Genomic DNA, 12166 nt, shown 5'->3' on the forward strand with positions numbered 1-12166 from the left:
GGTATTAACTCCTTTAGTAAGAGTTTTGACTGATGACTAAAATGTGCCAAAAATACTAGCAAACAAATCCTTACGAAATTCTTGCAGATATTGACTTTGTGCCTTGGCTTGCTCAGTTCTGTTTTTTGCTGTTTCTGCTAGAAACTCCTGGGTGGTCTGCTCTAGATTTTGGCGAAACTTATGCAAAAACTTTGCCTGTGCTTCTGCTTGAGCAACCCTTTGTTTTGTAGTTTCTGTTAAAAACTCGTGGGTTGTCTGCTCCAGGTTGTGGTGGAACTGATGTAGCTCTTGCGCTTGCTTTTTGGCTTGCTCTTGTCTTTGTGCCGTTGTAGCGGACAAGAATTCATGAGTCTCTCTAAATAGTTGAGTTACTTCCTCAGCTATTGACCGATGCTCTTGCCGGATTTTTACCATTAAAGCCATCATGAGGTTCTCCGCAATATTATGACAATCGTCAATTAACTACATTTACTGGATAATGGCTATCCAATAAATGTAGCTAAAACAATACTTATACTTACGCTTTGTTCCTTGATAAATCTGATTGAAAAGTATCCAAATACTTGACAAAAACAGATTACAAATCAGAATTATTTAAGCAATAATCCTGATTTTATTACACCTACTTAATAATTAAGCAGGCATAGCGGCGGATTGTGTTAGACCTACAGCTTCTGCATATTTCAGGTAGGTTTCCACGGAAGCAATTACGATACGAGCTTCGATTGCAAGTAGTTCAATACCAACTAGAGAAACACGTACCCAAGCATCTACAACGATACCTTTATCTAAGATACGGTCAATAACTTCTGCCAAGCTTGAAGAAGAATTAGTTTTTTCGACTGCCATGATTTTGTACCTTAAGCTATTGTTGTGTTTACATTTATCTGGTCGGGAGTAGAATATCTTAATTTACTATTAGGAATTAAGATATTCTAGAATCTACTTAATAATTAAGCAGGCATAGCGGCGGATTGTGTTAGACCTACAGCTTCTGCATATTTCAGGTAGGTTTCAACGGAAGCAACCACGATACGAGCTTCGATTGCAAGTAGTTCAATACCAACTAGAGAAACACGTACCCAAGCATCTACAACGATACCTTTATCTAAGATACGGTCAATAACTTCTGCCAAACTTGAAGAAGAATTAGTTTTTTCGACTGCCATGATTTTATACCTTAACTCATTGTTGATTCTTTAGTATTAAGCTCGGCGTTCGCTTTACTTGCTACTGAATTAATATTAGACACACGTTTTTCGGATGTAAATACTTTGCAAGTATAAAAAACTTTAAAAAATGTAAAGGCGAAAATATTTTAATAATAAATGCGAGCGTTTAGGTTGATTATATGTTTGTTTTGCCTGGCTTTTTATGGGAATGTAAGTTTTAAATTGCAACATTGTTGATTTTGTATACTTTAACGTAAATTTTAAAAATCATTCAGGATTTAAAATAATTTTCCTGGAAGACAGAAATTTGTGGTGTCATCTTCCTTTAACAATTAATTTAACCGGTAAATACACGGTCATTTTTTATAAATCTGTTTTTTAAATTAGGTAATATTGCTATTACTTAATTCTTGAAGAAATAACATAGGATATCTTCAAGAATTATTTTGTGACAAAAACAATGTCTATAGAAGCTACTTCTGATCCAGTACGCCAAGAAGCCTTCGCAGGCTTAATCGCTCATTTTGTCAATCAAGGTCATCCAGTCCAATATGCTCAATCAATGGCAACTTCCGTTATTTTTCAAACAGACCTAGATTTAAGAAATGCCCAACTGTCCCGTCTTTTAAACTGGTTGAAACAAGAACACCAAGAGATATATGCTTCTTCTCTGGTTATAGTTGAAAAAACCCGTGAGGAATTTGAACACCGAGTTCAAGAAGGTTAGTTCCAATAGTACGTGTCAGCTTAGATTCACAGACTAAGTTTTACTTAGTCTGCTATATCAATCTCAGGGCATATCCTACGGCTATGGGTTTGTAACATGATCTTAAGAACCAGAGGAATCAAATTCTTGTGGCGATTATTTTCTATATGTAAATTGCTCTGGGCGATCGCCTAAGTTTGGATACATATAAATATATATAAATATAAATATCTTAATGAATGGTTAACACCATTTACGGCATTTATGATCTGGCAGCAATAGATAACAATGATCTAAGGCTACAGCAGGACTGAATTTATTATTTATGAAAGAGGCGGGAAACTCCATCCCCTCGTGGGAGGAGAGGGATAGCCGCCCCGCCGTTTTGGTAATAGCTAATAGTCCAATTACCTATTACCCATTACCAAATTCTTCATCCCCTTGTGGGTAAGAAATTTTAAATTTCTATACCAATCAACTACGGTATTCTCTGGCTTGACTCTCTGAGCCTCTAGTTATAGTTGATACAAAATTTAAGTGCTATCATGGTGCCAAATTTATGGACAACATCATGATGAATAACGGTCTAACTTTCCTAGCTCTAAGCTTGGAATAGCTTTATTTACTAAAAATTTCTCTATTTTACACAGGACAAAATAAAACTCCTTTGACACAATAGTACAGAAAACATGAAGTATCTAATGTTTTCGTATTTCTGCGTATATTCTGTTTAATTGCACTGTCACATAAGTAACCAAATCAAGTACACACAACTCTATGAACCTGAATAATCCTTTGGAGATGATGCAAACAAGTTTCCATACAGCTTTAGGCGCTGTTAGTGAATTGACATCTCTCCTGCAAGAACCCCAAAAACTGCCAAATTACTTTACTCAAATCCAACAAAAACCAGAGCAATTATTTCAAGATTTAGCGGTAAAAGGCAAAAATATAGAACAAGATGCAGCGAGTTTTTTCCAAAATTACTTTTGTGGCAAGGGAAACAAATCACCATACCCCAAATATATAGAACGAGCGGATGGACAGGCATTTAATCAACCCTACGAAATCAAGGGAACAAAAATGTATGCCTTTGTCGTTGAAGGCTCGATGGCAAAGTTGCAAGAGGTGTGTGATAAATATCTCAATGATCCCAATAATGGAGAGATTGAATATCGCCCAGCGATGAACTATCTCATCCTGACATTCAACAAGATAGATTCTTTAAGTTCCATCAATCCACCAGACTATGATAAAGGAACCGTATTTGAAGAAGAAGCCATTTTCTGGATGTTAACGGTGGTGGGTAAAAGAGTCGGCCCTTTATTTATAGCCGAACGCCTGGCTTGGTTTATGCCTTACCTATATGTGAATAATTCTCCTATCCTGGTTTCTGGTAGGGAAGTCTACGGCTTCTTTAAACAACTTGGTACATTTCAGATTCCCGACTTAAATCAAGAACCAGATTTATTGACCGTAGACACCTTAGTATTTAAAGACTTTTCACCTACAAGCAAATCTATAGATGCTCGCCTGTTGGAAGTTAAACGCGTTAGTACAGGAGAGAAACATGAAGCTATCAAAACATGGGACACCTTTGAAGAAGCAGTGAGGGCGATCGCTAGTTTACTATTTGACAATGACGAAATTATCTTTCCTGGCTTACAGTTACCCTTCAATCTCCTCGAATATCTCCTCGCAAAAATCGTCCCCCTTGTCACTCTCAAACAAATCCGCGACGTAGAAAATAGTAAAAAAGCCTGCTATCAAGCACTCATCGAATCGCCAATGCAACTCCAAACTTTCCATGGCGGAAAACTCTTTGGCTTCAATAATTTTGGCGACCAGTTTCAATTAAAAATCAATAATTTCGCTAGCCAACCAATTGTCCAGGATTTGGGGCTATACAAAGGTTATTCTCCAGGTAGTGAATCCATAAATATTCCCGTCAAGCTTGGTTTTGTCCTGAATTTCGACTTCACCCTCAAAGATGGTAAAACCGTTTGGCAAGCACCACAGCAATAGTTATAAGTGCTGTTAGTTGGCGGTAGCGGAACATTCAGCCTGTTATGAGGAAGAAATCATTACTTCTTCTGCTACCTTCCTACGTCTATACCTGTCGGCTATCTCCCTCTCCCTTCACACTTAGCAAAGAAGGAAAAACAACCATGTCTAAAACTTTTCAACCCAAAAAAATCGCTATCTTAGGCGGTGGAATGGCATCTCTAACCACCGCCTACGAATTAACCAGTCAACCAGGCTGGGAAAGTCTTTACGATATTACTATTTATCAAACCGGGTGGCGTTTGGGCGGTAAATGTGCAACTGGACGCAATATCAAACCCCATACAGCTGATTGTGAACCAGACTACCGGATCGAAGAACACGGACTACACATTTTTTTTGGATTCTATGAAAATGCCTTTCGTCTATTAAAGCAATGTTACGACGAACTTGGTGGTAACGGGCCTTTTCACACCATAAAAGATGCCTTCAAACCCCACAGTCTAATTGTTTTAGAAGAGTACATTAATCAAAAATGGGTAAGCATACCTTTTGATTTTCCGACTAACTGTCTCGTTCCTTGGGAAGGTGACGGTATTTCCTCTCTCTGGGAACATATCTGCACCACTATCAAATTCATCATTCAGACTTATGCAGAAATTGATAATTACAACCAGTCTGATTCATCTCCAAGTTCCTCAGCATCTCTTGCTAAACAAATAGCATTGGGCAAGGAGGTCATAGAATTTTTAACAGATAGTAGTCTTTTGCAGTTCCCTAGCCAATTGATTCCGTTATTTCTCCAAGCACCCAGCTTTTGGGGAGGGTGGCTGAAAAATATTAACCAATATATTATCGATATCCTTCAAGGCCTAGATTTAACTTCCGAAACAGTTTTTTTAAACCTCGTCGATAATCTAGTGCAATCACTGCCTAAAAATACCAAAACTCACAGACGCGAACATCATACGTTAATTCTCCGGTTAGTAGAACGCTTTCAAAAACACTTGAGCCGTCAGATAGAATCTAAAATTAGTCAAAATCCTGACATATTCTGGCGGTTAACACTCATCGACTTAGCATTAGCCAACATCCGAGGCTTATTTGTAGATGAGGTCATAAATTTCCGCTCTCTAGAAAGTCTAGATGAGTATAACTACAGAGATTGGCTACAAAAAAACGGAGCGAGGAAATCCAGTGTTAAATCAGCATTTATTCGCGTCCTATACGATTTAGTCTATGGCTTTCCCGAAGGCAACACTAATAAACCACAACTAGCAGCAGGAACAGCAATCCGTATCCTCACCACTATCTTGTTCAAATATAATGGTGCAATCATGTGGAAGATGCAATCAGGAATGGCAGATGTAGTCATCACACCACTATATGAGCTACTAAAGCGTCGCGGCGTAAAATTCCAGTTCTTCCATATTGTCAAACAGTTGCATCTAGATGAAAATCAGCAATCGATTGCTAGCATTACTTTAGCTCGTCAAGTTAATTTAAAAAAACCAGAGCAAGAATATCAACCACTTATCACAGTTAAAGATATTCGTTGCTGGCCTAGCGAACCTCTTTATGATCAAATTGTCGATGAAGAAGCACAAAAACTCCAACAACAAAAAATTAACCTTGAATCACATTGGACACCTTGGCAAAATGTGGACAAAATTACTCTTACCAAAGGTGATGATTTCGATATTGTGTTGCTAGGAATTTCTATAGCCGCCTTACCTTTTATTTGTGGTGAATTGCTCCAAGCTGAAAAAAATCCAGTTCATCAAAAATGGCTCAATATGCTCAGTAACGTGAAGACAGTCACCACTCAAGGTGGACAAATATGGCTCAAGCCTACCTTGTCCCAATTGGGATGGCAAAAACCTAGTCCGGTGTTAGGAGCTTATGTTGAACCGCTTGATGTCTATGCAGATATGAGCGAGGTATTACCAAGAGAAAATTGGCCTTCTGACCATTACCCTTATAATGTAGCTTATTTTACAGGAGTAATCGCAGATCCTGGGATTCCTCCCCAGACAGAATATGATTTTCCAGCTAAAGCCCAGAAAACAGTAGAGCAACAAGCAATTAACTTTCTTAACAATCACATCGGACACCTTTGGCCTAATGCTACTCACCCCAAAAATCCCCAAGGTTTGAATTGGGATTTACTAGTAGATTTTCAAAACCGTCAGGGCGCAGAACGTTTTCAAGCTCAATACTGGCGGATTAACATTGACCCGTCAGAACGCTATGTATTATCTGTACCTGGAAGTACTAAGTATCGACTCAAAACCGATGAGTCTGGTTTTGATAACCTCTACCTCACTGGTGACTGGATTAACAACGGTTACAATTCCGGTTGTGTAGAAGCAACAGTCATGTCTGCAATGCAAGCTACGCGTGCTATTTTACAACAATGCTTCCACATAAATTACACCAAAAAAATTATTGGTGAATGGGATTCTTGGCTCTAAGAGTGTGTGTAATTTAAATTAATAAGATATATTGTGACAAACTTGATGAAATTTAGCATTATTGAGCTTGTCAGAATCTATGCCCTGTAAGATGAACACACATTTTTCAGGTCAGTTAATTAACTGACCTGAAAAATGTATTTATTATTTCGTAAATAAATAATCGTCTCAATACTATACTCACTGATTTTCATTATTGAAATAACCAATGATTACATTGCCTAATTACAAAATTCTAGAATTAATTGACGAAGGAGTGAAAACTAATGTTTATCATGCTATCAGTATTCCAGATGGTAAACTAGTAGTTATTAAAATTTTGAAAAAAGAATACCCTGAATTAAAAGATATAGCAGCATTAAAACATGAATATGAGCTAATCAAGAATTTAGATATCCCAGGAGTAGTGAAAGCTCATAGTTTTGAAAAATACAACAATTATTTTGCCATAGTTTTAGAAGATTTCGATGGTACTTGCCTTTACAAAGTTATTCAAGAGAAGAAAATTGGGTTACTCGATTTCTGTAAAATAGGTATTCAAATTACCCAAGCACTAGGGGAATTACACCAAAACTATATTATTCATAAAGATATTAAACCACAAAATATTATTGTTAATTTGGAAACCAATCAAGTTAAAATAATCGATTTTTCTATTTCATCATTGTTATTTCAGGAAAAAGCTAAACTCAATAATCCTGATTTGCTAGAAGGAACTATAGCCTATATCTCTCCAGAGCAAACAGGTCGAATGAACAGGTCAATTGACTATCGTACAGACTTTTATTCATTAGGTGTAACTTTTTATGAAATGCTCACAGGTCAGTTACCATTTGTCGTGACTGACCCAATGGAGTTAGTTCATTGTCATATTGCCAGACAACCTACAAAAATAAACGAATTAATTCCAGAAATACCTGAAGTAGTTTCTGACATAATCATGAAATTACTTAGCAAAACTGCTGAGGAAAGATATCAAAGTGCTTTTGGAATTAAAGCTGATTTAGAAAAATGTCTTAATCAGTTAATCGAAAGTAATTCTATCACCACGTTTATTATTGGTCAGCATGATTATTCTAGTCAATTACAAATTCCTGAGAAATTATATGGACGAAAAACGGAAATAGATATTTTGATGACTGCTTTTGAAAATGTCAATCAAGGTAATAAAGAATTAATATTAGTTGCCGGTTACTCAGGTATTGGTAAATCAGCCTTAGTGAATGAAATTCATAAACCCGTTATCAAAAGTAGAGGCTATTTTATTGCAGGTAAATTTGAGCAATTTCAGCGTAATATTCCTTATGCTTCAGTGATTCAAGCCTTTCAAGAGTTAATACAGCAATTGCTAACAGAAAGTGAACAACAATTAGCTAATTGGCGAGAAAAAATTTTAGAGGCTTTAATTCCTAATGCTCAAATTATTATTGATGTTATTCCTGAACTAGAACTGATTATTGGTAAACAACCAGAAGTACCACAACTAGGATCAGCCGAAGCACAGAACCGCTTTAACTTGGTTATGCAAAAATTCATTAATGTTTTTGCACAAAAAGAGCATCCATTAGTTGTATTTTTAGATGATTTACAGTGGGCAGATTTAGCCTCATTAAAATTAATTCAATTATTAGCTATAAATAGTGATATTCAATACTTATTTCTCATAGGAGCTTATCGAGATAACGAAGTTGATGACAGTCATCATTTAATGCTGGTTTTACAGGAAATTGAACAAAAATGTATTCCCATCAATATTATTTACTGCCAAAACCTTAAAATAACTGATGTTTGTCAATTAGTTAGTGACACTCTAAAATCTGGTTTAGAAGAGTCCAAAGAATTGGCTAAATTGATTTTCCATAAAACTGCTGGCAATCCATTTTTTGTCAACCAATTGCTCAAGTTTATTCATCAAGAAAATTTACTTGTATTTAATTTTATTACTGGTCAATGGCAATGGTATATTCAGTATATTCAGATGCTTGACATTACTGATAACGTTGTCGATCTGATGATAGGTAAAATTCAAAAACTCAAAGATAATACACAAAATATTATAAAAATAGCCGCTTGTATAGGCAATCGATTTAATTTAAATACTCTATCTTGTATTAACGAAAAATCACATAATGCTACAGCATTAGATATTTGGGAAGCCCTACAAGCTGGTTTAATTATCCCTTTGAGTGATAATTATAAACTGCCACAACTGTTAGATGATGTTGACGTTTTTGTCATTGATTATAAGTTTCTTCATGATCGTGTACAACAAGCAGCCTATGCGTTAATTCCCGATGAGCATAAAAAGGGAATTCACCTAAATATTGGCAGGCTGCTATTAAAAAATATAAATAAAAGTTTACTAGAAGAAAAAATCTTTGATATTGCTAACCAGTTAAATATGGGTGCTGAACTCATTACTGTTCCAGAAGAAAGGTATAAGTTAGCTTCCTTAAATCTGATGGCTGGACGTAAAGCGAAGGATTCCAATGCTTATGAATCTGCTGTAAGCTTCCTTAAGCAAGGTTTAACTCTACTTGATATTGACTGTTGGCAGAACTATTATGAATTAACTCTTGATCTTCACGTAGAAACTGTAGAATCTGAGTATTTGAATACAAATTTTGAGGAAGCAGAACCATTACTTGCGACTGTTATCGCTAACAGTAAAAATATTCTTGATACTGTTAAGGTCTATGAGAAGAAAATTCAATTCTACGTTGGTCAAAATCGAATGCGAGAAGCATTAGATTTAGATTTACAGGTATTAGAAATGCTAGGAGTTTCTCTGTCCCAAACTCCACCAACAGAGTTAAAAATTGAAGAATTAATCAATCTGCCGGAAATGATTGACCCTAGTAAGCTGGCTGCAATGAGGATACTAATGACAGCTATGCCTCCTGCTTATTTAGCAGATCCTGCACTTTTACCATTGATTGCTTTTACAATGATTGAGCTATGCTTGCAGTATGGCAATTCATCTTTTGCAGCTTACGCCTATGGTTTTTATGGCCTGATTTTGTGTGGGCCTCTTAAGAATATCGAATCAGGTTATAGATTTGGTAAATTATCCTTACAAATTTTAAATCAATTCAATGCCAAGGAAATAAAGTCTAAAGTTTATGCCTTGTTTAATATTTTTGTGAGACATTGGAAAGAGCATATTCAAACAACTATAGAACCTTTACAAGAGGGTGTTAAAAGTGGTTTAGATACAGGAGATATTGAATATGTAGGATACAATGGTCTACTAGTTTGTTGGCATCCTTTCTGGAGCGGAGAAAATCTAGAAACTGTTGAACAAAGATTAGATAAATATATTAATTTAGCACAAAAGATACAGCAAGAACACTTTACCTTTTGTTTGCTGATCTTGAAACAGCTAATAACTGAACTTAAACAAGGTCTAAAAAATGAAGTTTACTTAGACGGTGATGACTTCAATGATTCAATAATGCAGAGAATGGCAGGTAACATTACAGCTATATTTTATGCTTATCTTGCCAAAAGTATGTTGAGTTATTTTTTTAAAGATTATAGTCAGGCTGTAAAAAATGCTGAATTAGCACAGCAGTATGAAGTTGCTGTTGGTGGCACCTTTTATTTAATTGAATATAAGTTTTATTACTCTCTGGGACTGCTAGCTCTTTGTTTAAATACAACCTCTGATGCAGATATAAAATCTGCCTTAGAAAAAGTATCAGAAAATCAGCAGCAATTAAAAGAATGGGCAGATCATGCACCTGCAAATAATCAGCATAAATATGAACTAGTAGAGGCAGAAAAAGCACGAGTATTAGGACAAGTATTAATAGCGATGGAGTATTATGAGTGTGCCATTCAAGGCGCGCATAAGTTTGGATATATTCATGAAGAAGCACTAGCTTATGAATGTGCGGCAGAATTTTACTTTAGTTTGAAGAGAAATGAATTTGCTTGCCTCTACATAACAAAGGCACACTATGGTTATCGTCATTGGGGAGCAATTGCTAAAGCTAGAAATTTGGAATCCAAATATCCAGAATTAACTGCTAAGATATCTAATCAATATCCGGCAGGTTTTATAAATACTAATATTACTACTTCTACTGCTAGTGAGAAATCAGGTGGATTAGATTTAATTACGGTTATTAAAGCCTCACAGACCCTGTCAGAAGTTATTTTACTAGATAATTTACTAGAAAAGTTAATGACAATTTTGATTGAGAATGCTGGCGCTCAAACTGGTATTCTGCTGTTGGAAAAAGCCGGGAATTTATTGATTGAAGCTAAGGCAAGTGTAGATAAAGATGATATAACTGTTGGTCAATCAATACCATTTGAAGATAGTCAACAATTACCAATATCTGTGATTAATTTTGTTAGAAGAACAAGGAAAGATGTAGTTCTATCTGATGCCAGTAATGAAGGAAGCTTTACCCTAGATCCCTACATTGTTAAGCATAATATTAAGTCTATTATCTGTACTTCTATTTTGAATCAAGGTAAATTAATCGGTATACTTTATTTAGAAAACAACTTAATAGTAGGAGCATTTACCGCAGACAGAATACAGATATTAAAATTACTATCTTCACAAGCAGCTATTTCCCTTGAAAATGCTCAACTTTACGCTAATTTAGAAGAAAAGATAGAAGAAAGGACTAGGGAATTAAATGAAAACAACTTGCGCTTAAGGCAAACATTACACGAATTGAAATTGACACAAACTCAGCTTATTCAGACAGAAAAAATGTCTAGTTTGGGGCAAATGGTTGCTGGCATCGCTCACGAAATTAATAACCCTGTAAGTTTTATTCATGGTAACTTAAGTCACATTGATAATTATGCAAATGATTTACTTACTTTAATTGACATTTATCAAACTATTTATCCTGAAGCAACCCCAGAAATTGAAGAGTTTTTAGAAAATATTGACGTTGATTTTATTAAAGAAGATATGCCGAAAACTTTATCTTCTATGAAAATTGGTACACAGCGTATTCGGGAAATTGTGCTGACACTGCGTAATTTCTCCCGGTTAGATGAGGCTGAGATGAAGGCTGTGAACATTCATGAGGGGATTGAAAGTACTTTACTGATTTTACAAAGTCGTCTCCAAGCCAAACCAGGTAAGCCTGCAATAGAGATTATTAAGAATTATGCTGAATTACCAAAAGTTGAGTGTTATACTGGTCAATTAAATCAGGTATTCATGAATATCCTCAATAATGCCATTGATTCTTTAGAAAAGTTAAATCAGGAACATAATTTAGAGGAGATAAAGACTGATCCTAGTGCGATCGCTATTCGTACCGAAGTAGTCAATCCTGATTTAGTCGCTATTTCCATTAAGGATAATGGATTGGGGATGAGTGATAGCGTTAGAAAAAGAATATTTGACCCTTTCTTCACGACTAAACCTATAGGACAAGGTACTGGTTTAGGATTATCAATCAGTTATCAAATTGTAGTAGATAAACACCGGGGTACCATAGAGTGCATTTCTACACCTGGGCAAGGTGCAGAATTTATCATTCAAATTCCCTGTCGGCAAAAGCAGGTAATATAGTTTAATTGTGTTTTGTTAGTTTATTAGGTTACCTCAAATTTTCCTTCGCATTCCTTAGTGGGCAAAGATTTCCCCTATGAATATGGTATCTCAGGTGTTAGCATTAACGTAGCTGGAATCGGGAATGTAGAGAAGACAGCACAGCATCTCATGTCAAAGACGCTACGCTAATACCTATGCAGTAGTTCCTCTAGATGTCATCCAAAAGTTCAAGAGTAGCCTCATCCCAAAATTCTCCCTCCTCATTAGTAGAAGTAAA

At 35.8% G+C, this 12166-nt stretch carries 7 protein-coding genes; 4 read left to right on the plus strand and 3 right to left on the minus strand.

Features of this window, described 5'->3' with window-relative positions:
- Positions 1 to 36 precede the first annotated feature (36 nt).
- From gvpC to gvpA (GSQ19_RS05520), 3 genes are all read right to left on the minus strand, one after another.
- The gene (gene gvpC, locus GSQ19_RS05510; RefSeq protein WP_011316975.1) at positions 37 to 426 is read right to left on the minus strand and encodes a gas vesicle protein GvpC; all 390 of its coding nucleotides are present in this window, start codon (positions 424 to 426) and stop codon (positions 37 to 39) included.
- A gap of 207 nt (positions 427 to 633) precedes the next feature.
- Positions 634 to 849 (minus strand): gas vesicle structural protein GvpA, encoded by a 216-nt coding sequence (gvpA, locus tag GSQ19_RS05515; protein WP_010996411.1) that lies wholly within the window; start codon positions 847 to 849, stop codon positions 634 to 636.
- 104 nt (positions 850 to 953) lie between these two features.
- Positions 954 to 1169, minus strand: coding sequence for a gas vesicle structural protein GvpA (gvpA, locus tag GSQ19_RS05520; protein WP_011316976.1), 216 nt, complete (start codon positions 1167 to 1169; stop codon positions 954 to 956).
- 451 nt (positions 1170 to 1620) lie between these two features.
- Here gvpA (GSQ19_RS05520) and GSQ19_RS05525 point away from each other — a divergent pair, with 451 nt between their 5' ends.
- The 4 genes from GSQ19_RS05525 (at position 1621) to GSQ19_RS05540 (ending at position 11907) form a co-directional block, all read left to right on the plus strand.
- Positions 1621 to 1899, plus strand: a complete 279-nt coding sequence (locus tag GSQ19_RS05525) for a hypothetical protein (RefSeq protein WP_224311614.1) — start codon at positions 1621 to 1623, stop codon at positions 1897 to 1899.
- A 756-nt stretch (positions 1900 to 2655) separates the two neighbouring features.
- Positions 2656 to 3903 (plus strand): hypothetical protein, encoded by a 1248-nt coding sequence (locus GSQ19_RS05530; protein WP_011316978.1) that lies wholly within the window; start codon positions 2656 to 2658, stop codon positions 3901 to 3903.
- Positions 3904 to 4046: 143 nt separating this feature from the next.
- Positions 4047 to 6356, plus strand: coding sequence for an NAD(P)-binding protein (locus GSQ19_RS05535; protein ID WP_011316979.1), 2310 nt, complete (start codon positions 4047 to 4049; stop codon positions 6354 to 6356).
- A 208-nt stretch (positions 6357 to 6564) separates the two neighbouring features.
- Complete coding sequence (locus GSQ19_RS05540; RefSeq protein ID WP_011316980.1) at positions 6565 to 11907, plus strand: ATP-binding sensor histidine kinase; 5343 nt, start codon at positions 6565 to 6567, stop codon at positions 11905 to 11907.
- Positions 11908 to 12166: the final 259 nt, after the last annotated feature.

This window comes from Trichormus variabilis 0441 (genome assembly GCF_009856605.1).
In the GTDB taxonomy this organism is placed as follows: Bacteria; Cyanobacteriota; Cyanobacteriia; order Cyanobacteriales; family Nostocaceae; genus Trichormus; species Trichormus variabilis.